This is a genomic window from Paraburkholderia sp. A1RI_3L (assembly GCF_048957895.1).
Lineage (GTDB): Bacteria > Pseudomonadota > Gammaproteobacteria > Burkholderiales > Burkholderiaceae > Paraburkholderia > Paraburkholderia kururiensis.
Genome location: NZ_JARCHA010000010.1, coordinates 69,356 through 92,410, shown reverse-complemented (window position 1 = coordinate 92,410; position 23,055 = coordinate 69,356). Strand labels below are relative to the sequence as shown.

24 protein-coding genes are annotated in these 23,055 nt (G+C 61.9%); 21 read left to right on the top strand and 3 right to left on the bottom strand.

The window, feature by feature from the left end; all coding sequences use genetic code 11:
• Positions 1–8: 8 nt before the first annotated feature.
• A complete protein-coding gene (locus tag PXJ20_RS24125; protein ID WP_017775021.1) occupies positions 9–377 on the bottom strand; it encodes a response regulator in 369 nt (122 codons plus the stop codon).
• A gap of 8 nt (positions 378–385) precedes the next feature.
• Positions 386–1,528 (bottom strand): methyl-accepting chemotaxis protein, encoded by a 1,143-nt coding sequence (locus PXJ20_RS24120; protein ID WP_421031864.1) that lies wholly within the window; start codon positions 1,526–1,528, stop codon positions 386–388.
• Between the two features lie 609 nt (positions 1,529–2,137).
• Here PXJ20_RS24120 and PXJ20_RS24115 point away from each other — a divergent pair.
• Positions 2,138–3,265, top strand: coding sequence for an aminotransferase class V-fold PLP-dependent enzyme (locus PXJ20_RS24115; protein ID WP_421032638.1), 1,128 nt, complete (start codon positions 2,138–2,140; stop codon positions 3,263–3,265).
• A gap of 91 nt (positions 3,266–3,356) precedes the next feature.
• Here PXJ20_RS24115 and PXJ20_RS24110 read toward each other — a convergent pair whose 3' ends face one another.
• Complete coding sequence (locus PXJ20_RS24110) at positions 3,357–4,244, bottom strand: SDR family oxidoreductase (protein ID WP_277598667.1); 888 nt, start codon at positions 4,242–4,244, stop codon at positions 3,357–3,359.
• A gap of 98 nt (positions 4,245–4,342) precedes the next feature.
• Between PXJ20_RS24110 and PXJ20_RS24105 the strand changes: the two genes are divergently transcribed.
• The 20 genes from PXJ20_RS24105 (at position 4,343) to PXJ20_RS24010 (ending at position 23,045) form a co-directional block, all read left to right on the top strand.
• Entirely contained in the window at positions 4,343–5,218 is an 876-nt protein-coding gene (locus PXJ20_RS24105) for a helix-turn-helix transcriptional regulator (protein WP_421031865.1), read from the top strand.
• Between the two features lie 74 nt (positions 5,219–5,292).
• Complete coding sequence (locus PXJ20_RS24100; protein ID WP_017775026.1) at positions 5,293–5,880, top strand: TMEM175 family protein; 588 nt, start codon at positions 5,293–5,295, stop codon at positions 5,878–5,880.
• 134 nt (positions 5,881–6,014) lie between these two features.
• Positions 6,015–6,428 (top strand): ester cyclase, encoded by a 414-nt coding sequence (locus tag PXJ20_RS24095; protein ID WP_126876998.1) that lies wholly within the window; start codon positions 6,015–6,017, stop codon positions 6,426–6,428.
• Between the two features lie 10 nt (positions 6,429–6,438).
• Positions 6,439–6,918 carry a MarR family winged helix-turn-helix transcriptional regulator gene (locus tag PXJ20_RS24090; RefSeq protein WP_126876999.1) on the top strand — a complete coding sequence of 160 codons (480 nt, stop codon included), beginning with the start codon at positions 6,439–6,441 and terminating at the stop codon, positions 6,916–6,918.
• Positions 6,919–6,963: 45 nt separating this feature from the next.
• Positions 6,964–7,233, top strand: a complete 270-nt coding sequence (locus PXJ20_RS24085; RefSeq protein ID WP_017775029.1) for a MoaD/ThiS family protein — start codon at positions 6,964–6,966, stop codon at positions 7,231–7,233.
• A gap of 73 nt (positions 7,234–7,306) precedes the next feature.
• Entirely contained in the window at positions 7,307–8,467 is a 1,161-nt protein-coding gene (locus PXJ20_RS24080) for a WD40/YVTN/BNR-like repeat-containing protein (RefSeq protein ID WP_421031866.1), read from the top strand.
• A gap of 337 nt (positions 8,468–8,804) precedes the next feature.
• Complete coding sequence (locus PXJ20_RS24075) at positions 8,805–9,482, top strand: GntR family transcriptional regulator (RefSeq protein ID WP_126877001.1); 678 nt, start codon at positions 8,805–8,807, stop codon at positions 9,480–9,482.
• A gap of 137 nt (positions 9,483–9,619) precedes the next feature.
• On the top strand, positions 9,620–10,405 hold the full coding sequence (locus PXJ20_RS24070; RefSeq protein WP_017775032.1) for an ABC transporter substrate-binding protein: 786 nt from the start codon (positions 9,620–9,622) through the stop codon (positions 10,403–10,405).
• Positions 10,406–10,481: 76 nt separating this feature from the next.
• Positions 10,482–11,180, top strand: a complete 699-nt coding sequence (locus tag PXJ20_RS24065; protein WP_026121495.1) for an ABC transporter permease — start codon at positions 10,482–10,484, stop codon at positions 11,178–11,180.
• The gene (locus PXJ20_RS24060; RefSeq protein ID WP_017775034.1) at positions 11,177–11,902 is read left to right on the top strand and encodes an ABC transporter permease; all 726 of its coding nucleotides are present in this window, start codon (positions 11,177–11,179) and stop codon (positions 11,900–11,902) included. Before PXJ20_RS24065 ends, PXJ20_RS24060 begins: the two co-directional genes overlap by 4 nt.
• A gap of 11 nt (positions 11,903–11,913) precedes the next feature.
• On the top strand, positions 11,914–12,678 hold the full coding sequence (locus PXJ20_RS24055) for an ABC transporter ATP-binding protein (protein ID WP_026121496.1): 765 nt from the start codon (positions 11,914–11,916) through the stop codon (positions 12,676–12,678).
• A 25-nt stretch (positions 12,679–12,703) separates the two neighbouring features.
• Entirely contained in the window at positions 12,704–14,110 is a 1,407-nt protein-coding gene (locus PXJ20_RS24050; RefSeq protein WP_421032639.1) for an aspartate aminotransferase family protein, read from the top strand.
• Between the two features lie 13 nt (positions 14,111–14,123).
• Positions 14,124–15,716 carry a gamma-glutamyltransferase family protein gene (locus PXJ20_RS24045; protein ID WP_421031867.1) on the top strand — a complete coding sequence of 531 codons (1,593 nt, stop codon included), beginning with the start codon at positions 14,124–14,126 and terminating at the stop codon, positions 15,714–15,716.
• Between the two features lie 46 nt (positions 15,717–15,762).
• Positions 15,763–16,737 carry an agmatinase gene (gene speB / locus PXJ20_RS24040; protein WP_126877005.1) on the top strand — a complete coding sequence of 325 codons (975 nt, stop codon included), beginning with the start codon at positions 15,763–15,765 and terminating at the stop codon, positions 16,735–16,737.
• A 159-nt stretch (positions 16,738–16,896) separates the two neighbouring features.
• Positions 16,897–18,018, top strand: a complete 1,122-nt coding sequence (locus PXJ20_RS24035; RefSeq protein WP_421031868.1) for a porin — start codon at positions 16,897–16,899, stop codon at positions 18,016–18,018.
• Between the two features lie 362 nt (positions 18,019–18,380).
• Positions 18,381–19,940: an acetolactate synthase large subunit gene (locus PXJ20_RS24030; protein ID WP_421031869.1), complete on the top strand. Its 1,560-nt coding sequence runs from the start codon at positions 18,381–18,383 to the stop codon at positions 19,938–19,940.
• A 41-nt stretch (positions 19,941–19,981) separates the two neighbouring features.
• Positions 19,982–20,794 (top strand): SDR family NAD(P)-dependent oxidoreductase, encoded by an 813-nt coding sequence (locus PXJ20_RS24025; RefSeq protein WP_421031870.1) that lies wholly within the window; start codon positions 19,982–19,984, stop codon positions 20,792–20,794.
• Between the two features lie 18 nt (positions 20,795–20,812).
• On the top strand, positions 20,813–21,850 hold the full coding sequence (locus PXJ20_RS24020; protein WP_126877009.1) for a WD40/YVTN/BNR-like repeat-containing protein: 1,038 nt from the start codon (positions 20,813–20,815) through the stop codon (positions 21,848–21,850).
• A gap of 19 nt (positions 21,851–21,869) precedes the next feature.
• A complete protein-coding gene (locus tag PXJ20_RS24015; RefSeq protein ID WP_421031871.1) occupies positions 21,870–22,385 on the top strand; it encodes a VOC family protein in 516 nt (171 codons plus the stop codon).
• 54 nt (positions 22,386–22,439) lie between these two features.
• A complete protein-coding gene (locus PXJ20_RS24010) occupies positions 22,440–23,045 on the top strand; it encodes an amino acid synthesis family protein (protein ID WP_017775044.1) in 606 nt (201 codons plus the stop codon).
• The last annotated feature ends 10 nt before the right edge of the window (positions 23,046–23,055 follow it).

The window sequence follows — 23,055 nt, the reverse complement described above, 5'->3', positions numbered from 1 at the left end:
TTCGCGATTCAAGGCAACACCAGCTTTTCGACGGCGGCGAGCAATTGAGGCGGCTGAAACGGTTTGACGACCCATGCCTTGGCGCCGGCCAACTGTCCTTCCCGTTTTTTCGTGTCCTGGCTTTCCGTGGTCAGCATGACGATCGGCGTGAACTTGTAGGCGGGCATCTGCTTGACCGCCTTGATGAAGGCGATGCCGTCCATGTTGGGCATGTTCAGGTCGCTGATCATCAGATGAACCTTTTGTCCATGCAGCTTCGTCAGTGCATCTTTGCCGTCGCATCCTTCAATGACTTCGTAGCCCGCGCCTCGCAGCGCGATCCCGACGACTTGCCGCACCGACGCGGAATCGTCGACGATCATGATGGTCTTAGCCATGGTGGTCCTCAAAAGAAAGTAATGTCGGAGTTCGACGCTGATGCTGGCGTTGGGGTCTGGGCGTGCGTTTTGGCATGCACGTCGCCTCGATGCAGCGCACGCTCTTCGGCCATTGCATAGGTGCGCTCCAGCTCACCGAGCAATTCCGCGGCGTCGAGTGTCGGCATCTCAGCACCGGCTTTGTATTGCGCACAGTGTTGGTCGACGACAGACGGAAGGCGCTCGATGTTGGCCTTCACGTGCTGCATGATCTGACTCACGCGGTCCTGAAACTGCAACTGGACCAGCGCTTCGTATACTTCGGCCTTGATGCTGCGGCTCTCGCCGCGCAGTAGTTCGGTATCCGATTCAAGCGAGGAGGTGAACTCACGAAATCGAACCAGGACCTGCTCGATCGCGTGTTGAGAATCGGACATGGCGACGGTATCGTGCTCCGCTGTCTGCTCGGCGGCGTTGCATGCCGAGACGATCGCATGCCGAATCGTCTCGATCTTGGCGGCGATGCTCACGCCCGTTTCACTCGATCTGCGCGACAGCGCGCGAACCTCCTGCGCAACGGTCGCGAATCCGCGCCCCACGTCGCCCGCATGCGCTGCCTCGATAGCCGCATTGATCGCAAGCAGATTCGTTTGCTGCGTGACGAGCTTGATCGCTTCCACCATGTCGCGCAGTTCGTCGACGAAACCGTGCAGCCCCTGCACCTGGGTGAGCATGGCGGTCTTGCTGTCCACCGCCGCGCGCAGCCGTTGCACGACGGCCTGCAACTCGAGCTCGCTCGATGCGTAGACGTCGTTGCCCCCCGATGTCCCGTCGCGGTTTGTCGAGACACCGAGCACGGTGTCGAGCCGCGACGCGATACCACCGAACCGTCCGCTCAGCGCAGTGATCGCTTCCTCCATCTGCGCGCGCGACGATTCGATGTGCCGGGCCCAGACGGGCGCAAGTTCGTCGCTGAACGCGCGCTGGCTATCGAAGTACCGTAATAGCTGCTGCAAGACGCGCACGCTGGCGTTTCGCTGCCGCACGCCGGCCACGATGCCGGCGATTGCAAGCCCCGCGCCGACGGCGGCACCGCCGACGCTGAACGACGAAAAGGCGAGGCAAGCCAGTGCGCCGGCACATCCGAGAAGGGGGGCTGCCAGCCAGGCCAATCTATCTTGCGTATGCGTCATCGGCTTATGGATAATCTTTGAACGGCACGAGAACGAGTGCGGTTCGATATTCGGGAATACTCAAATAGCGATATGAGCGCGTTTACGTTCGCTGATGTTTTTTCTTGATGGGGGGAATCGAGAATGCAGAGGACGGCGCTCAAAATGGACGCGTTCAACGCTTGAGCACAGCGTGGTTTTGTTTCTATCTCAGTCGTCTGAAGAAAGGTTCTGCTCCGCAGGGAGGCTGAACTGCCGGCTCCATGCTTATTTCGTCGACGGATACTCTTTTTGTTATCCGGGCGAATTAGGGATGGCCGCGTCTGGGCAGTAATATCTACCCATCGGTTGCGCCCCTATTAAAGGTGCAAAACCTTAAACGCGTGTTTCAAAAAACGATCTAATTTGAATAATGATTTCTGCGGGAGAGGGTTGATCTATATCAAGTGGGTATTCCGTGGGCTGACACTTGCCGTGGACGTCGCACCCTCGTTTTGAAGTCGAGCAGGGGGGCAAGGGCTCCATAGAAACCCTGCCAACAAGCCGCAACCGTCTGTGAAAAAGTGGGACATACTTGCGGGTATTGTCCACTCCTTACCGGAGGCGAGCGTGCCAGGTTTACTTCCCGATGTCGACCGCGAGGGCCTCCTCGAATATTCAGTCGTATACACCGATCGCTCTATCAACCATATGTCGCAACGCTTCCAGGGAGTCATGCGCGACATATCCGGTGCGTTGAAACGGGTCTACAACGCGAAGTCCGTCGTGGTGGTCCCGGGCAGCGGGACCTTCGGCATGGAAGCCGTGGCCCGGCAGTTTGCGACCAACAGGAAGTGTCTGGTCATCCGCAATGGCTGGTTCAGTTTCCGCTGGTCGCAGATCTTCGAGATGGGGGGCATTCCCGCCGAATCGATCGTGATGAAGGCGCGTCCCGTCGAACCGGGAAGGCAGGCCGCCTATGCACCCGCCCCCATCGACGAAGTGGTCGCCGCGATCAGGGAAAGCAAGCCCGATCTGGTCTTTGCTCCGCATGTCGAAACCGCGTCTGGCATGCTGCTGCCCGATGTCTATCTGCGTGCCGTGGCCGACGCCGTGCACGCCGTGGGCGGCATGTTTGTGCTGGACTGCATCGCGTCCGGCGCGGTCTGGGTCGACATGCAAGCCACGGGCGTGGATGTCCTGATTAGTGCACCGCAAAAAGGCTGGAGCGCGTCGCCTTGCTGCGCGCTGGTCATGCTCGGTCCGGTGGCCCGCGAAAGAATCGAGGCGACCACCAGTACGAGCTTCGCCTGCGATCTGCGCAAATGGCTGCAGATCATGGAGGCCTATGAGAACGGCGGGCACGCTTATCACGCCACGATGCCTACGGACAGCCTCGCGAAACTGCGCGACGTAATCAAGGAAACCGAGGCGTATGGCTTTGCCAAAGTGAGAGCGGAGCAGCTCGAACTCGGCGCGCGCATTCGTTCGCTGCTGGTTGGTAAAGGTTTCAAAAGCGTGGCGGCCGAAGGCTTCCAGGCACCGGGTGTCGTGGTCAGCTACACCGACGACGACGGCATACGATCCGGCAAGAAATTCGCGGAGGCCGGCTTGCAGGTGGCAGCCGGCGTTCCTCTGCAATGCGACGAACCCGAAGACTTCAAGACCTTCCGCATCGGATTGTTCGGCCTCGACAAACTGCATGACGTCGAAGGCGCGGTCGCCAGGTTCGCCGACGCCTTGAACCGCATTCTTTGACGCTGTTGAATGTCTGGACCAAGGCCGTAGCCCGCCCGGGCCGTCGGCCTTGGTGCGGTGGACAGGGGCCCTGTGCCGCTTGGCGCCGTAGCTACTGATATCGCCCCTGGTCCAGGTCCGATATGAGCGACGGCCCGGTTGGCTGCCAACCGAGGCGAGCCTGAGTCAACGCGCTGGAGGCCGGCATGTCCATTCCGACGAACATGGCCATCCAGCCGAAATGGGCTTGCGCCTGCTCCGGCGCGATCGACACGACAGGCAGCTTGAGGCCGCGCCCGAGCGATTCGGCGATGTCGCGGCTGCTGACACCCTCTTCTCCCACCGCGTGATACCGCGCGCCTCGTTCCGCCTTTTCGATCGCGAGCCGATAAAGCCGTACGACGTCGGATAGATGCCCTGCCGGCCAGCGGTTGCGGCCCTCGCCGACATAGGCCACGGCACCTTTCTCACGCGCGATCGCCACCAGGACCGAAATCAGTCCTTGCTTGCGCGTGTCATGCACTTGCGGCAACCGCATCACCGACACGTTCACGCCCGCGTCGAGCAGGGTGTTTCCTGCGATCTCCGAGCCGATGCGCGGATTGGGATGGGTCGTGTTGAAGACGTCCTCGCGCGCGAGTTCGCCGTGCTCACCGATGCCCACGCCCGTACCCGACGTGATGAGAAGCGGCCGATCCGAGCCGGTCAGCACCGAGCCGAGCGCAGCGATCGCACGCTTGTCCTTTTCGCAGTTTTCAACGAAGCGTGAAAAGTCGTGGTCGAACGCGAGGTGGATCACGGCATCGGCCTTCGCGGCGCCGCGTTTCAGGCTTTCGACATCTTCAAGCGTGCCATGGTGGGGCTCGGCGCCAGCCTCTCTGAGCGCCTGTGCACCGGCTTCCGAACGGGTCATTCCGGTGACCTGGTGCCCGGCCTGAATCAGTTCGGGAACGAGGGCCGAACCGATGAAACCGGTCGCGCCCGTCAAAAAGATTCGCATCGTCAACTCCTCTGGTCTTGACCTCCTGAACTATCTGTCGATTTTTTATTCCGTTAAAGTAGTGACGTTATCCCGGTAAAACGACTAACAGGAATCTCATGCCGGTCACCCAGCCCACATCGCTCGGCGACTTCCTGAAGAGCCGCCGCACGCGGCTCGATCCCGCGAGCTTCGGATATTCGGGGCGTCGGCGCACGCCAGGTCTACGCCGCGAGGAAGTGGCGCAGCGGGCGAACATCAGTTCCACCTGGTACACGTGGCTTGAGCAGGGGCGGGGCGGAGCGCCCTCTGCAAACGTACTCGAACGCATTGCCGGCGCGCTGATGCTCACGAACGCCGAGCGCGAACATCTGTTCATGCTCGGGTTGGGCAGACCACCGGAAGTGCGATACCCGGCCGTCCGCGACGTCAATCCTCGGCTGCAACGCTTTCTCGATTCACTGCAATCCAGTCCCGCTATCGTCAAGAATCCTGTTTGGGACGTTGTCGCGTGGAACCGCGCCGCCGCCGTCGTGCTGACCGACTACGGCGCACTGCCGCCCGACGGACGCAATATCTTGCGTTTCCTGTTCGGCAATCCGCGCGTGCGGGCGGTGCAGCATGACTGGGAGAGCGTCGCGCGTTTTGTCGTGGGTGCGTTCAGAGCCGACGTGGCGCGTGCGGGCCTCGTTTCGGAGGCCGGCAAGCTCGTCGATGAGTTGTGTGGAACAAGCCCCGAATTCGAAGCGTTGTGGCGTGAGAACGATCTGCACAACCATGCCGATGGTGGCGTGAAACGTCTGTCGCACCCGAAGCTGGGGCCGATCGAGCTCGAGTACTCGGCATTCTCGGTCGATGGTCGGCCGGATCTTGGCATGATCGTGTACACGCCGCTCGACAACGACACGGCTGAACGTATCAAAGTGCTCGCGAACAGTGTGACGCTGGGCGAGCACGCATCCACCTCCGGGTCTGCCAGTCCCTCATCGGATTAGACCGACGCCGGGGTTTCCCGGCGTTTCGCATGGGGACAGGCAATGAACACCCATAACGTTTTCAGGAACTCCATATGAGAGCCGAAAGACTGCAGGCCTTCACCGACGGCGTCGTGGCGGTCATCATCACGATCATGGTGCTTGAAATGCACGCTCCGCACGACGCGACGTTTCAGGCGCTGCTGGCGCTGTGGCCGACATTCACGTCTTATGTTCTCAGCTTTATTTATGTCGGGATTTACTGGAACAATCACCATCACTTCGCCCACCTGATCCAGGACGTCACGGGCGGCATCCTTTGGGCCAATCTCGGCTTGCTGTTCTTTCTCTCGCTGATTCCGTTTACGACCGCATGGGCCGGGGAACACGGCTTCGCGCCGCTGCCCACGGCGCTGTATGGGGTATCGCTGCTCACCAGTGCGCTCGCCTGGTACGTGCTCCAGATCACGATCATGCATGCCCAGGGTAAAGCGTCAGTGATGAGGCAGGTTCTGGGTGCCGACTGGAAGGGCAAGGTTTCGCCCGTGCTTTACCTCGCCGGCATCGCACTGGCCTTTGTTGCACCCGCCGCGTCCTACTTTCTGTATGCGCTCGTTGCCGCGATGTGGATCGTTCCCGATCGCCGGATCGAAAGATTTCTCAGGGAGATCGCGCGCAGCTAATCTCACTCACTGTCCATGGTCGAGAACGTTGAGTGGCTCCAACGGGGGCCGGAGGCAGAAAGCGGTTCGCTCTTGATATATACAGCTGTGCTGTATAGTATGCCGATACCGCTACTTTTCGACAGGCACCCAGCATGGACTCGAATCACCCCAAACAGGTAGGAATGCGCTTCAACCGCGAAGTCATCCAGGACGGGAATCGTGAATCGTTCGACGCTTTAATGGCGCCCGATTTCGTCAATTGGTCTGCGCCTGATGCTGCGCTGCGGGGCGCCGAGACCATGTGGAAGACGTTCGACACGCTGTTGCGTCCCGCGCTTGCAGACATGCAGGTTCACGTTCATGACCAGCTATGCGAGGGCGACAAGGTCGCCACGCGAAAGACCATCACGGGTCGTCATGCGGGGCCGCTGTTCGGTATCGAGCCAACGGGGCGCACCGTCTCGATCGACGTCATCGATATTGTTCGCGTGCGCGATGGCCAATACGTGGAGCATTGGGGCGTCAACACGCTGGCCGCCGTCATTGCGCAATTGCAGAAGGCGTGAAGTTTTCGATATGGGTAAATCCTCTCCGAAGACTTCGCCGGCATCTGCACGCGGTGCTGCGCTTCTCGCCGAATCGGTTCGCGACGTTGTAGGCCGCCTCGTGCGAGCGGTGCGCGAGCACAGCGGAACGCAGTCGAATGCCCAGAACGAAACGCTTGGCTTTCTCGAACGCACGGGGCCGGTCAGCATCGCGATGCTGGCGGCCGGTAGGGGCGTGACGCATCAGACCATGCGCCTGATCGTGATGAAGCTGGTCGATCAAGGACTTCTGAGCCTGGTGCAGGATGCCGAGGATGGTCGCGCTTATCTCGTGCATATGACCCCGGCTGGCCGGGCACAACTTAAAAAAGACAGGGCTGCGCGAACGGAGTGGCTGACGATGCAGCTTCTGTCGAGAACGAATGAGGAAGAGCGCGAGCTTTTGAAACATGCAGTTCAGGTGTTGGACAAGCTCACGCGTGAGTCGGCTTCGAACGAACGGATCGCCTAAACTACAGAACCAGCGGCCGCGGCCATTCCTGCGCCGCTACCCGCCATGGCGCATATCTTCTTCGCCGCTTCGATCCAGCGGCATATCGCAACGCCCGAGCGCGAGATCGATGCAAGCACGCTGGGCGAAGCGCTCGAGGCCGTCTTTACGGCGCAGCCTCCGCTGCGCGGCTACATACTTGACGACCAGGGCTCACTGCGGCGGCATCTCGCCGTGTTCATCGACGGCCGGCCGGTGCGCGACCGACAACATCTGTCCGATGTGCTCGGCGAGGAAAGCCGGGTCTACGTCGTACAGGCACTCTCGGGCGGATAGAGCGAGCGATCCGTACCCGAGCACCCAAAGCAGGCGCTGAAGCAGCGACTCCGCCTCGCAGGAGACACCCGACATGAGTGATCGATTGCTTGTCGCAACCCGCAAAGGTCTGTTCGTTCTGAAAGCTGAGGGCAAGGGCAACTGGAGTCTCGGCGAGCCGCATTTTGTTGGCGAACCGGTGAGTATGGTGCTGCCCGATCCGCGCGACGGATCGCTCTATGCCGCGCTCAATCTTGGCCACTTCGGCGTGAAGCTGCATCGTCGGCGCGCGGGCATGGCCGGGTGGGAAGCGTGTGCGGTCCCTGTCTACCCGCCGCAACCTGCCGACGAGGCACGCACCGGCGACGGCGCGAGTGGGACGGCAGACGCCGGCGCGGACCATGCGAGCGCCGCGACGCCCAGCCCGCCGGCCCCTGCCTGGACGCTTCAGCAAATCTGGTCGCTGGAGACGGGCGGTCCGGACGAGCCGGGCGTCTTGTGGGCCGGCACGATTCCAGGTGGGCTGTTCCGTTCCGACGATCATGGCGACACGTGGGTGCTCAACCGCGCGCTGTGGGATCGGCCGGAGCGCCGCGAATGGTTCGGAGGCGGCTATGACGCTCCGGGGATTCACTCCGTCATGGTCGATCCGCGCGACAGTCGCCACGTGACAGTCGGTGTGTCGTGCGGCGGCGTCTGGCAAACCGCCGACGGCGGCGCGACCTGGCACCCCACTGCCGAGGGCATGGAGGCCGACTACATGCCGCCGGAGCGGCGCGGCGAGGCCAACGTGCAAGACCCGCACCGCGTTGTGCAATGCGCGGCGAACCCCGAGGCGCTCTGGGCACAGCATCACTGCGCAATCTTTCGCTCGACCGACGGCGCGGCGCACTGGCAGCGCATCGAAGCGCAGCCGTCGAGCTTCGGCTTCGCAGTGGCCGTGCATCCGCGGGAGCCGGACACCGCCTGGTTCGTGCCCGCAGTGAAAGACGAGTGCCGGATCCCGGTGGACGGTCGGTTCGTCGTCACACGCACCCGCGACGGCGGCCGCACGTTCGAACGTTTCTCGAACGGGTTGCCGCCCGCACCGGCGTATGACCTCGTATATCGGCACGGGCTTGCGGTAGACGACTCCGGCACACAGCTCGCGATGGGGTCGACAACGGGATCGCTATGGACATCCGGCGATGGCGGCGAAAGCTGGCAACTGGTTTCGGCACATTTGCCGCCTGTTTATTGTGTCCGGTTTGGATGAGGGCGACGGGCGGACTGCCACAGCAGTAAAGATTCACCGCGTGCCGGCCGCCTCTCCGGGACGATGCCATGCCGGCGTGCCGCTCCCCGATCTCCGTCTTCACCACCAGGGATCATCAGGGATATCCCCTACTCGACACGATTTTTGGCGACTTATAGTGCATCCATAGATACAAATATCCACTATTACAAAATACTTTCATGAAGCGAATCGATAGCCGGCAAGATGGCAGACGGCAAGCACGCGCAGGTCAAGCAAGCCACGCAAGCAGAGAAGAAGTGGGCCGCCACTGGTGCGTCGCCTGCGACGTGCTGCGTCTCGCGCAAAGCGGCAACCCATGAACATGGACACACGCCCCCAATCGCTGCTGGGCCGTTTCCCTGCTACGGCGGAGGAAGAGGCTTACGCATATGTGCTTTACCGCATTCGTATGGGCACGTTCAAGGCTGGCGACCGGCTCGTTCCCGAAGAGATCGCCGCGGAAATCAAAACGAGCCGCATGCCGGTGCGCGAGGCGTTTCGCCGGCTTGCAAGCGAAGGCCTGGTCGTCATTCGGCCGAATCGCGGTGCGGTCGTGCGCGGCCTCGATGCGGACGAGATGGAAGAAGTGTTTGGCATGCGCGGCGTGCTTGAAGGGCTGGCCGCGCGCATGGCATTGCCGAAGATCACGCCTGAGCACATTGCCGAACTCGCGCGACTGATCGATGCGATGGAGCGCGTCGAGTCCGACGTCCAGCAGTGGGTCACTGTCCATCGCAGTTTCCACGAGTACCTTTGCCAGCTATGCGGGCGTCAGCGTCTCGTCGCGCAAATCGCGGGTCTGCATGCAGTGGTGGAGCCGCACATGCGGCTATGGCTGGGCCTGGATGACAAGCCGATGACGTCGCGCGACGAACATATGACGCTCATCAGCGCTATCAAGGCGGGCGATCCCCTGATGCTCGAATCGGCCGTGCGGGAACACATCGAAGCGACCGTGCCCGCCCTGCGCCGGTGGATGACCACCGGGAACTGAATCTCTTCGCAAAGCCTGAAAGGCTTTCGTCAAAATTGATAAGAAGTGCTACAGAAATACGATTTTCAAGGTGTGGCTTTAAACCCGCAGTCATTTCAAAAGCGATCTTTTTCTGGGGTATCGATATGAAGCGAGGTATGAAGAAATTTCTACTGCTCATGGCTTTCGTGCTGGGCGCAACGAACGTTCACGCCAGGGAGTGGAAGGACATCCGCATCGGCTTCGAGGGCGCTTACCCGCCGTTCTCGTCGATGCAGCCTGACGGCACGCCCGTTGGATTCGACATCGACATGATTCACGCGCTGTGTGCGCAGATGCACGCGAACTGCACGCTGGTGCAGATTAGCTGGGACGGCCTGATTCCGGCGCTGCTGGCGGACAAGATCGACGCGATCGTCGCGTCCGTCGCGATTACCGCAGAACGCAAGCAGAAAGTGGCGTTCACCGAGAAGTACTACAACACGCCGCGCCGGCTCGTCGTCGCGAAGAACAGCCCGATCAAGGATGCGACGCTGGCTGAACTCAAAGGCAAACGCGTCGGGGTGCAGCGCGGCACGCTGGCGGACAAGTATGCAACCGCGTACTGGGTGCAGAACGGCGTCCAACTGGTCCGCTATCCGACGCAGGACGAGGTGTATCTCGATCTGCGCTCCGGTCGCATCGATGCCGCTTTGCAGGATGCAACCGCTGCGTACTCGGCGTTCCTCACGAAGCCCGAGGGTGCCAACTTCAAGTTCGTCGGCGCGCCCATTGTCGGGACGACGCCCGAGCAGAAGACGCTGTTGGGCGAGGGCTACGGCATTCCGGTCCGCAAGTCCGACGACGATCTGCGCCTGCAATTGAACCAGGCGATCAACGCCATTCGCGCCAACGGTGTCTATCAGTCGATCGAGAAGAAGTACTTCGATTTCGACATTTATTGACCGTCTCGAAGCCGGCGGCGTGAAGGCCGCCGGCATGTTCGACACGCGTGGTCCTGAGAGGGGCTGAAGGAAAGTCATGTCAGAGCTGCAGAGATATCTACCTGCATTGCTGAGAGGCGCCGAGGTAACGCTCGTGCTCGCGCTGCTCTCCGTCGTGCTGGCCATTTGCGTGGGAATGGCGGGGGCAATGGCCAAGCTGTCGCCATCGCGTTTTCTGGTCTCCGTGGCCACGGCCTACACGACGCTGATTCGCGGCGTGCCCGAGTTCGTCATGATGCTGCTGGTGTTCTACGGCGGCCAGATCGTTCTGAACCGGATTGCGGCCGCTTTCGGCCTTCACGCGCCAGACGTCAACGCCTTCGCGACCGCGGTGCTCACCATCGGTTTCATCTTCGGTGCCTACTACACCGAGACGTTTCGCGGCGCGATTCTCGGCGTACCGGCCGGTCAGATGGAGGCCGCCCGCGCATACGGTTTTTCCAGATGGCTCGCGTTTCGCCGTATTCTGTTTCCGCAGATGGTGCGCCTCGCGTTGCCCGCGGCACTCAACAACTGGCTCGTGCTGTTGAAGACCACTGCCATTGCATCGCTGATCGGTTTGCAGGACGTCATGTTCATCGCGGACCAGGCCGGCCGCACGACCCAGGCGCCCATGACGTTCTATCTCGCTGCATGCGCCGTCTATCTGCTGGTGACGTCGGGTTCCACCGCGTGCCTCGCAAGAACACGTGTGCGATTGAACCGGGGCGTGCGTGAAGGGAGTCTGCACCGATGAACTACGAAGAAATGGCTCCACTGTTTGCCGCTTACGCAAACGGTCTTTGGGTCACCATTCAACTGACGGTGTACTCGCTGGCGCTCGGTCTCCTGATCGCCATTCCGCTTGCAGTGTTGCGTGTGTCGCCCAACCGTCTCGCGAGCGGAGCGGTGGCGGCGTATACATGGTTCATGCGCGGCACGCCGTTGCTTGCGCAGCTGATGATCGTCTACTACGGGTTCGGTCAATTCCAGTGGGTGCAGGACGGGTGGCAACGCGGCAATCCGGTGCTGTTGCTGCTGCGCGACCCATTCAGCTGCGCCATGATCGCGCTCACTGCGAACACCTGTGCGTACACGGTGGAAATTCTCGCGGGCGCCATCAGGGCGACGCCATACGGAGAAATAGAAGCCGCGCAGGCCTACGGCATGAGCCGGGTGACGGCGTGGCGCCGCATTCTGCTGCCCTCTGCGTTGCGCAGGTTCATTCCGGTCTACAGCAACGAAATCATTCTGTTGCTGCACGGCACGTCGCTGGTGAGCGCCATTACGCTGATCGACCTGACAGGTGCCGCGCGCGATTTCTACGCGAACTATTACGCGCCGTTCGAGGCGTTCATTTCCGTCGGGACCGTCTATTTCGGGCTCACCACCCTCTTCACGTTCCTGATCCGACTGACCGAACGCAGATACCTCGCGCATCTGCGGGCACAACCGTTTATCAAACTGGCCAGAGGCTAGAGCCACCTCACATGAACGCACTATCTGTCGAGAATCTTCACAAGCGGTACGGCGAAAACGAAGTATTGAAAGGAGTTTCGTTGGCCGCGAAGCAGGGCGACGTGATCAGCGTGATCGGCTCGTCCGGTTCGGGCAAGAGCACGCTCCTGCGGTGCATCAACTTTCTGGAATCGCCTTCATCGGGCCGCGTGACGTTGAGTGGCGGCGAGGTGCGAACCTCCATGGACAGGAATGGCCAGATCCGCATTTCAGACCCGGCGCAATTGCGCAAGATGCGCACCAAGCTCGCGATGGTGTTTCAGCACTTCAATTTGTGGGCGCACATGACGGTGCTGGAGAACGTCGTCGAAGCACCGCGGCACGTTTTGAAACTCAGCAAGGCGGAGGCCACCGAACGTGCGAAGCGCTATCTCGAACAGGTAGGAATGTCGCGCTTTGCAAATGCCTATCCGGCCCATTTATCCGGCGGGCAACAGCAGCGCGTCGCAATTGCCCGCGCGCTTGCGATGGAGCCGGAGGCATTGCTGTTCGACGAGCCGACGTCAGCGCTCGACCCCGAACTCGTGGGCGACGTGCTGAAGGTGATGCGCGACCTCGCGGAAGAGGGCCGCACGATGATCGTGGTCACGCACGAAATGGGTTTTGCGCGCGAGGTGTCGAACCACGTCATGTTCCTGCATCAGGGCGTGGTGGAGGAAGAAGGGCATCCGCGCGAAATATTGAAGACACCGAAAAGCGGGCGTCTGCAGAAGTTCCTGTCCGGCGCAGTGAAGTAGCACGGCGGGCGGCAAACACACAGTCATTCATTCATGGAAGAGACGACACCGGGAAGATCCCATGCAAAACCTGAAACAGAACGACATTGATCATTATCTTCACCCCTATACGAATCTCAGCCTGCATCGCGATGTTGGCCCGATGGTGATCGACCGTGGCGAAGGTGTCTACGTCTACGACACGGAAGGCAAGCGCTATATCGAAGCACTGAGCGGGCTGTTTTGTGCGTCGCTGGGTTTTAGCGAGCAACGGCTCGCCGATGCCGCGGACAGGCAGATGAGAAAGCTGCCGTTCTATCACGCGTTTGGACACAAATCGTCGGAGCCTTCCATCCTGCTGGCGGAGAAACTGATCTCCATGGCGCCGGTGCCCATGTCGAAGGTGTTCTTCGCGAATTCGGGATCGGAGGCCAACGACACTGCGGTCAAGCTGATCTGGTATTACAACAATGCGATCGGCCGACCGAACAAGAAGAAGATCATTTCGCGAGTGCGTGCCTATCATGGTGTGACGATCGCATCGGCAAGCCTCACGGGTTTGCCGAATAACCACCGAGACTTCGATCTGCCCATTGACCGCATATTGCACGCGGACTGCCCGCACTACTATCGCTACGCGAATCCGGGCGAAACCGAGGAGCAGTTCGCGACGCGCTGCGCCGAGTCGCTTGAGCAATTGATCCTGAAAGAGGGCCCCGAAACGATCGCAGCGTTCTTCGCGGAGCCCATCATGGCGTCCGGCGGCGTGATCGTTCCGCCCGCCACTTACATGGAGAGGATTCAGGCGGTCCTGAAGCGCTACGACATTCTGCTCGTGGCCGACGAGGTTATTTGCGGCTTTGGCCGCACAGGCAACATGTTCGGCTCGCAGACGTACGGCATGCGTCCCGACATGATCGTGATGGCCAAGCAGCTTTCGGCCGGCTACCTGCCCATTTCCGCGCTGATGGTGAACGATCCGATCTATCGCGGGCTCGTTTCAGAAAGCGAGAAGATCGGTACCTTCGGCCACGGTTTCACGTATAGCGGCCACCCGGTGTGTGCCGCCGTTGCTCTGGAGACGCTACGCATCTATGAAGAAGACGGCGTTCTCGAACACGTACGCAGCGTGATGCCGCATTTCCAGCAGCGCCTCGCCGAGCTTGGCACGCATCCCCTCGTCGGCGAGGCGCGGGGTGCGGGGCTGCTTGCGGCCGTCGAGCTGGTCGCAAACAAAGAGACGAAGGAACCGTTCCCGCCTTCCGAAGGCGTGGCCACGTATGCGGGCGCGCGTGCGCTCACGCATGGCGTGATTACGCGCGCGCTGGGCGACACGTTCAACTTCTGTCCGCCGCTCATCATCACGCACGATCAGATCGACCAGATGTTCGACGGTTCGAAGAAAGCGCTGGACGATACGCTCGCGTGGCGGCGGTCGCTGGCTCATCGCTGAGTTTGGGGGATACATGAGGGATTTCGAACAGCCGGGCCGCTCGCTCGTCATGTCCACGGAAGGAATGGCCGCGACTTCGCATCCTGCTTCCACGCTGGCCGCAGTCAGGATTCTGGAAGCAGGCGGCAACGCGATGGACGCCGCAATTGCCGCGTGCGCCGTGCAATGCGTCGTGGAACCGGGGTCAACCGGGATAGGCGGTGACTGCTTCGCGCTTTATTCGCGGCGTGGCAGCGACGACATCGTCGGCTTCAACGGTTCGGGCTGGGCGCCGGCAGCGGCCAGCGTGGAGTCGCTTCGTGCGCTGGGCGTGTCTACTATCGAGCGCCATTCGCCGCATGCGGTAACGGTGCCTGGCGCCGTGGATGCGTGGGCCACACTGGCGCGCGATCACGGTTCGCTGCCGCTCTCTGAACTGCTCGCACCGGCCATCAAGCTGGCGCAAAACGGTTATGCAGTGGCACCGCGCGCGGCTGCGGACTGGGCGCATCAGGCGCAGTTGTTGTTGCTGGACGAAACGAGCCGGCGTCACATGTTGATAGACGGCGAGTCGCCGCGCGCGGGTACCGTGCACCGTCAACCGCTGCTTGCCCGCACGTTTGAGGCGATCGCGCAGTCTGGCGCACGAGCCTTTTACGAAGGGTTCATCGCCGAAGACATCGTTGCGCGTTTGCGCAGCATGGGCGGCCTTCACACGATGAACGACTTCGCGCAGTTTCACGGCGAATACGTCAAGCCCATCAAGGCGAGCTTTCGCGGCTACGAGGTGCACGAATGTCCGCCGAACGGGCAGGGCATCGTCGCACTGTTGATTCTGAAGATGCTCGAACAGTTCGAAGCCAACGACGACCCGCTCGGCGCCGAACGGCTGCACCGCGAAATCGAAGCAACGCGTGTGGCCTATGCACTGCGCGATGCGCTGCTGGCCGATCCGCGTAGCCGGCAGATGGACGTGGACGAACTGCTGTCCGATGCGTCGATCAGTGCGTTGCGCGCGCGTGTCGGCGCAGGCGACGCGATGCACGACAGGCCGCCCGTAAAGCCCGCCGAACACAAGGACACGGTCTATATCTGCGTGGTCGACAAAGAACGCAACTGCGCGAGCTTCATCAATTCGCTGTTTCATCCATTCGGCAGCGGCATCATGGCGCCCGAAACCGGCGTCATGCTGCACAACCGCGGGCAGAGCTTCTCGATGGAGGCTGGGCACCCGAATGCGATTGCCCCGCATGCAAGGCCCATGCACACCATCATCCCCGGCATGGTGACGCGCGACGGCAGGGTGCAGATGACGTTCGGCGTGATGGGTGGCCACTATCAGGCAATGGGGCATGCGCATTTTCTGTCGAAGGTGCTCGACTATGGCCTCGACATGCAGACGGCCATGGACCTGCCGCGCCTGTTCCCACGACCCGGCACGCGTCTGGTGGAAGCCGAAAGCACGTTGCCGGCTGCGGTGCGCGAGGCGTTGACGCGACGTGGTGTGGAACTGATTGCGCCGAACTGGGCGATTGGCGGCGCGCAGGCCATCCGCATCGATTGGGATGCCGGCACGCTGGCCGGTGCTTCCGATCACCGCAAGGACGGATGCGCATTGGGCATCTGACACGCGCCGTCATTCGCGGCGCCGACACACAACGGCGAGACACATAATGGAAAAGCAGCAAGTCCTGCGCGGCGACGGCGCCATTCGCCGCGAGTCGCCGTATGGCTCTTCGAAAGAGAACACGTACGCGGGTGTCGTGTCGTTCATGCGTCGCCTGTACACGAAGGACCTGACCGGCATCGACCTCGCGATCACCGGCGTGCCGCTCGATATCGCCACGACGAATCGCCCTGGCGCGCGGCTCGGCCCACGCGCGATTCGTGCCGCGAGCAGTCAGCTCGGCGTATTGCTGCCTTATCCGTGGGGTATCAATCCGTTCGACGACTACGCGGTGATCGACTACGGCGATTGCTGGCTGGACGTGCACAATCCGTCCACCGTCAAGGAGGCCATTGTTGCCCACGCCCACGCCATACTCGCCGCGGGTTCGAAAATGCTGACGCTGGGCGGTGATCACTACATCAGCTACCCGTTGCTCGTGGCTCATGCGCAGAAGTATGGCAAGCCGTTGTCGTTGATCCATTTCGACGCACATTGCGACACGTGGCCCGACGATCAACCGGATAGCCTCAACCACGGCTCGATGTTCTACAAGGCTGTGAAGGAGGGGCTCATCGATCCAGAGCACTCCGTGCAAGTCGGCATACGCACGTGGAATGACGACTTCATGGGCATTCACGTGCTCGACGCACCGTGGGTGCACGAATACGGCGTCAAGGCGACGGTCCAGAAGATTGTCGAAATTGTTGGCGAGCGGCCCGCCTATTTCACGTTCGACGTCGACGGTCTGGATCCGGCGTTCGCGCCGGGTACCGGCACACCCGTACCCGGCGGTCTCTCCACGGCGCAGGCGTTGTCGATCATTCGCGGGCTGACGTCGATCGATATGGTGGGCGCAGACGTAGTCGAAGTGGCGCCTGCATACGACCATGCGGACATTACCGCGCTCGCGGCGGCACACGTGGCGAGCGAATTGATCTGTCTGTTCCGGCACCGGGCACGCGAAGCGCAAGGCCGGTGAGCGCGTGCGGCTAGAACGCTGCTGAATTCTGGGTGGTCGGCATCGCCCGGAAGTTTGCAATCGTGTCAGCAATAAATTTAGGTATACAAAATATTTAGACATAAATGTCGCGCGCTTCTGATCGACTTCCCTTGACCACGCAACGACGGAGAAAAAGCAATGAAATGGATAGCATCGACCACGTTGGCATGTGCCGCCGGCATGTGCAGTAACGCCTTCGCGCAGAGTTCGGTGACGCTCTACGGTGTCATCGATGAATCGATCCAGTACACGCACAACACAGGCGGCGCGAGTAACGGAGTCAAGCTGCAGTCCGGGCAGATGTCCATCAGCCAATGGGGTTTGCGAGGTACGGAAGACTTGGGCGGCGGGCTGAGTGCACTGTTCAACTTGCAGAACGGTTTCAACGTCAACAACGGCAAGATGAACTCCGGGTTGCTGTTCGGCCGCAAGGCTTATGTCGGACTGGCGGGTGCGTTCGGCACAGTGACGATGGGCCGTCAACAGGATACGTTGCAGGATCTCGTTTTACCCATTCAGGGCGACAATTTTCTCGAGTACTTCACCGCGCCGGGCGACGTGGACAACGCGGACGGATCGGTGCGCAACGGTAACGCCGTCAAATGGACGAGCCCGTCGTGGGGCGGGCTGCAGGCCGCCGCGATGTATGGGTTCGGCGGGGTGGCCGGTTCAGTGGGCTCGGGGCAGGCATACAACGCGGCACTCTCCTATAGCCGCGGACCGCTGACGATAGCGGGTGGCTACGCGCACATCGACAATGGCAACACGGTGTTGTCGAAGCGCGGCACGAGCAGCGCTGACAGCATCTTCCTTTCGCCGGTCAACAATGCCTACGCAACGGCCAGCGCGATCAACATCGCTCGCGCGGGCGCAACGTACGCAGTGGGTTCCGTCACGCTGGGCGGCTACTACAGCTACGCCGAGTATCTCGCCGATGGAAACTCGACCTTCAGGAATGCAGAACGCTACAACAACGGTTCAGTGTTTGCAGCCTGGCAGGCTACGCCGGCGTTGTTGTACGAGGTTGGGTACAACTACCTGAAGTCGCACGGCGATTCATCCGCAACGTATCAGCAAGTCACGCTGGCTGCCGACTACGCACTCAGCAAGCGCACGGACGTGTACGGCACGATGAGCTACGGCCATGCGTCAGGCAACAACGGCGCGGGCGCGGCGCAGGCGGTGATATCCGACGCCTACGTGGACGGAGGGAAGGCAACGCAGGAACTCGTGATCGTAGGCGTACGGCACCGGTTCTAGTCCGCTATGGGAAGTGGGCGCCGGCGTGCCCTGCACATGTCGGCGCCGCTACGGCGCGGGCGCTTTGCGGCGCATGCAGGCTGGGCATCCGTCTTCGTCACAACGAGGGGCAGTGTCCGTGCCTTCGTATGGGCTAAGCGTGTACGAGAATCCCACTAAACGGTATTGTGGATAGTTCACCATGTTGGCATAGACGACGGATGATGCTCACTTAGCCTTCTATGATATCGAAAAACGTGGGTGATTGAGCGTCAGATCAAACTCCATGGGCTCGATGATTGATTTTTGACAAATCTCCAATTGCGGGATTATAGTCACGCCAACCGAACCAAACCGAGCGTGACCGCATGGAGACACCCAACATGGCCCCCGACCAACGCAACGGCGCATGCGTCGTGCTGGAGACCGCGCGCGATTCGGGCGTGAACGTCTGCTTTGCCAACCCCGGCACGACTGAAATGCCGTTCGTCCGTGCGCTCGATCTGGTGGCCGGCGTGCGGGCCGTTCTGGGGTTGTTCGAGGGCGTCTGCACAGGCGCGGCGGATGGCTACGGCCGCATGGCGGGCAAGCCCGCCATGACGCTGCTGCACTTGGGACCGGGGCACGCGAACGGTATTGCGAACCTGCACAATGCCCGCCGCGCCCGCACGCCCATTCTCAACATCGTCGGCGACCACGCGCGCGCACATCTGCAGTACGACGCGCCGCTCACATCCGACATCGAATCGTTGGCCCGTCCCGTGTCCGTCTGGTACCGCAGCGTGGCGACCGAAGCCGACCTCGGCCGTGATACGAACGACGCCATCGCCGCGACCATGGGCGCCCAGCGTGGCGTCGCGACGCTCGTGCTGCCCGTCGATCTGCAATCCGTGAATTCGCCTGCGTCGAACCCGTCAGGCATACCGAAGATTGCGACACCGTCGTTCGACCCCGCAAACGTCGCGGCTGTCGCGGATCTGGTGGCTGCAGGCGCGCCGATCACGTTTCTGATGGGCGATCGCGCGCTCTCCGCTCGCGGTCAACGGGCCGCTGCCCGAATTGCAGCGGCTACGGGATCGACGTGCTTCAGCGAGACATTCCCCGCGCGGACAGAGCGGGGCGGCGGCCTGCCCGACATCGACCGGCTGCCCTATTTCCCGGAGCCGGCACGCGAAGCACTGGCCGGGCGCCTCGTCGTGCTCGCCGGCGCGCGCGCGCCCGTCACGTACTTCGCCTACGAAGGCATTCCGGGCGAGCTTGCGGCGCCCGAGAACATTCTCACGTTGGCCGCGCCAGGCGAGGCCGCCGACGAGGCGCTGGAGGCGCTGGTTCAGCGCATCGAAGCGGCAGCCGGCGTGCCCGGCGTGGAAACGGGCCACTGGCCGGTGGATGCCGGCCCGCTCACGCCGCAGGCCGTGGGACGCATTCTTTCGAATGCATTGCCCGACGACGCGATCGTTTCGGTGGAAGGCGGCACCTGCGGGTATCCGTTCGTGACGGCATCGGCACGTGCTCGTCGGCACACCATTCTGACCAATACGGGCGGCGCAATCGGTCAGGGTTTGCCGGTTGCGTTGGGTGCCGCGGTGGCGTGCCCGGATCGTCGTGTGTTCGCGCTGCAGTCGGACGGCAGCGCGCAATACACGATCCAGTCGCTGTGGACCATGGCGCGGGAGCGCTTGCCCATCGTCATTCTGATTGCGTCGAACAGACGTTACGGAATCCTTCAGACCGAACTGAAGCGCAGTGGTTTTCCCGACGACGCCCCGAACTCGCGTCGCCTCACGCTGCTCGACGATCCCCCCATCGACTGGCTTTCGCTTGCGCGCGGCTACGGCGTGCCGGCCGAAGCAGTGAGCACCACGCAAGCGCTCGAACAGGCTCTTGCAAGCGCGCTCGCGGACACGGAAGGGCCGCGGCTCATCGAGATGCGCCTGCCTTGAATCTCAACTTCACTACTTCCTGAATCTCTACGGGTTTCGTCATGGATCTGCAACTCAAAGGAAAGGTCGCCTTCATTACGGGCGGCAGCATGGGGATCGGCAAGGCGGTCGCACTCGAACTGGCTCGCGAAGGCGTCAACGTTGCCATTGCGGCTCGCCGCATGGAGCATCTCGAAAGCGCTGCAGCGGAAATTCGCGAGGCGCTCGCGTCGGCCGGCGACAGTGTTGGCGCGATTCTGCCGGTCAGCGTGGACACCACGAGCATGGCTTCGGTGGAAGCGGCGATGGCGGCAACCGTCGAATGCTTCGGGCGGCTCGACATCCTGCTGAACGGTGCCGCGCATCCGGGCGGCCTCGTGCGCGCAGAACTGGAAAACGCGGATCCCGACGGGTTGCTGCAGGACATCGACATCAAGGTGGTGGGCTATCTGCGCTGTGCCAAGGCCGCGGCGCCGTACATGCGTCGCAACGGCTTCGGCCGGATCATCAACATCGGCGGGCTGACGGGCCGCGGCAGCAAGCAGCTTTCCGGCATGCGTAACGTTGCCGTCGTGCACATGACGAAGACGCTTTCGGACCAGTTGGGCCCTGACGGCATCACGGTGAATACGATTCATCCGGGGGTGGTGGAGACTCCCCACATTCATGAACTTTATGAGAAGGAAGCGCAAAAACAGGGGCTGACAGCCGATCAGGTGGAGGCCAACTACGTGAAAGCCACGCCGATTCGCCGTGTTTTGCAGCCCGAAGAAATGGGCTGGATCGTGGCGTTTCTCGCCTCGCCGAAGTCCGGCTCCATCACCGGCGAATCTGTGGGCTGCGACGGCGGCCTCACGCGCGGCATTTTCCTTTGACACGAGGAGTATCGATTCATGACCGCAACTGTACTGGTCGCAACGGCGGGGCAGGGCATTCTGCGCTCCAATGACGATGGCAAGACCTGGCATCGTCTCGGGCTCGAAGAACCCATCGAGTTCGACGGCATCGTTCGCGCACTTGCCGTGGACCCTTCGACGCCCTCGCGCATCTACGCCGGAGCGGACTCGGGCTTGTGCATCAGCGACGACGGCGGTGCGCACTGGCACCGGCCCACAAACCTGCTGAACGGCCTGACGGTGTGGTCCATCGCGATCGACCCCAACCATCCTTCCGTGCTCTATGCCGGTACGGGCGCGCCCTCGCGTGCAGCGCTCTACAAATCGACCGACGCCGGGCTCACGTGGACGCGTGCGACGCCCGAGTTCCCCGAGTTCTGTTCCGGCGTTCATCGTCCACGGCTGCTCACCATCTGTGTCGATCCCGATAACAGTCGCGACGTCTGGTTCGGCCTGGAAGAGGGCGGGGCCTGGCGCAGTCGCGACGCGGGCGCGAGCTGGACGCGCATCGACGGTCCCGGTACGGCGATCCGCAACAGCGACATTCACGCCATCGCCGTGCTGCCCGCCACAAGCGACAAAGCGAAGACCACGGTGCTGCTCACCGTCAACGCGGTCTACGTGAGCGAGGACGACGGCGAGACATGGAACGGAAAACTTTCGCGTGAGCGCTTCGACGGCCTCTACTACACGCGGACCGTCACGCAACTGCCGGGGCCGGACGGCGATCTGCTCATGGCGATCGGCGACGGCACACCCGGCAGCCGCACACGCATCTACCGGTCGCACGACCGCGGTCACGAATGGATCGAGATGGAACTCGACATGCCGCCGAACTCGACGTTCTGGGCCTTCGGCGTGCATGCGGCGCAGCCGCAGCGGGTCTATGCAGGCACCAAATACGGTCATCTTTTCTGCTCGCACGACGGTGGCCGCCGCTGGACAAAGCAATGGCGCGAGTTCAGCGAGATCACGGCGGTGGCGTGGACGCCATTCGAGGCACCGCTTGTCGCTCATGTCCAGTCGACGCACTGATTGAAGAGGGAGACCAGCCATGACGCCTTCGGAAATCGAGGAACGTGTGCGTGCGGCGAATGCATCGGGGTTGCCGCTGCGCACACCGCAGATTCAGAGAACGCACCTTTCGCTCTTCGTGCGCGACCCCGTCACCTCGAGCGAATGGTATGCGCAAGTGCTCGGTATGGCCGAGACGGCACGCGGCGAACAGTGGGTGTTCATGTCGTTCGGCAAGAAGCACCACGATATCGCGCTGATTCGCGCGGCCTCGGACGCTGAACTCGGCACGATCGGCCTGCAGCACTATGGCCTCGAGATTGCCGGCGACATCATGGAACTGCGTCGCCTTTACGGCATGCTGCTGCGGCGCAAGGTGCCCATCGTGAAGATCACGGACCACAAGGTGGGTATCGGCGTGTACTTCACGGACCCGGACGGAAACCGGCTCGAATTCTTCTGCGAGACAGTGAAGGACGACGAAGAAGGAAAGCGCGTGTTGAACCGGCACCACGCGCCCAGTGATCCGACGCAGCTGGAACCGTTGTTCGAATAAGCGCGCGACCGATGTGCCGCACACGTCCCGCCAATAACTTTCGGAGTACTTTAGATGAGCAAGACCGCCAATTTCGAAACCTATCATATTCGCAAGTGGTATACGCAGATCGAAGATACGCTTGCCAACGAGTCCGGTGAACTGGCCGACGGCGAACCGCTGCGCAAGATCGTGATCGCGGCGGTCATTCATAACCCGTACGCCGGGCGCTTCAGCCAGAACCTCGAAGAACTCGTGAACCCCTCGCCGGCATTGGGTGCCGAATTTGCCCGCCGAATCCGCGAGCTGAGTGGCGAGCGCAATATCGAGAGCTATGGCAAAGCCTGTCTCGTCGGCTCGGCCGGCGAGTACGAGCACGGCAACGCATTGCTGACGGCGATATTTGCCGAACCGGTGCGTGAGGCGCTTGGCGGCGGCAAGGCGTGGGTGCCGTCCACCGGCAAGCGCGGGGGCATCAACACGGTCATCGACGTGCCGCTCGCACACAAGGACGCGTTGTATGTCCGCTCGCACTACGACACCGTCACGTGTCTCGTCCCCGACGCTCCTGGCGCCGACGAAGTGGTGGCGATCTTCGCCTTCGCGACGCGCGGCCGTCTGCATGCGCGGCTCGGTGGTCTGAAGTCCTCGGAGATTGTCGGCAAGGACGGGCTCGTCTAAGCGGATCGAT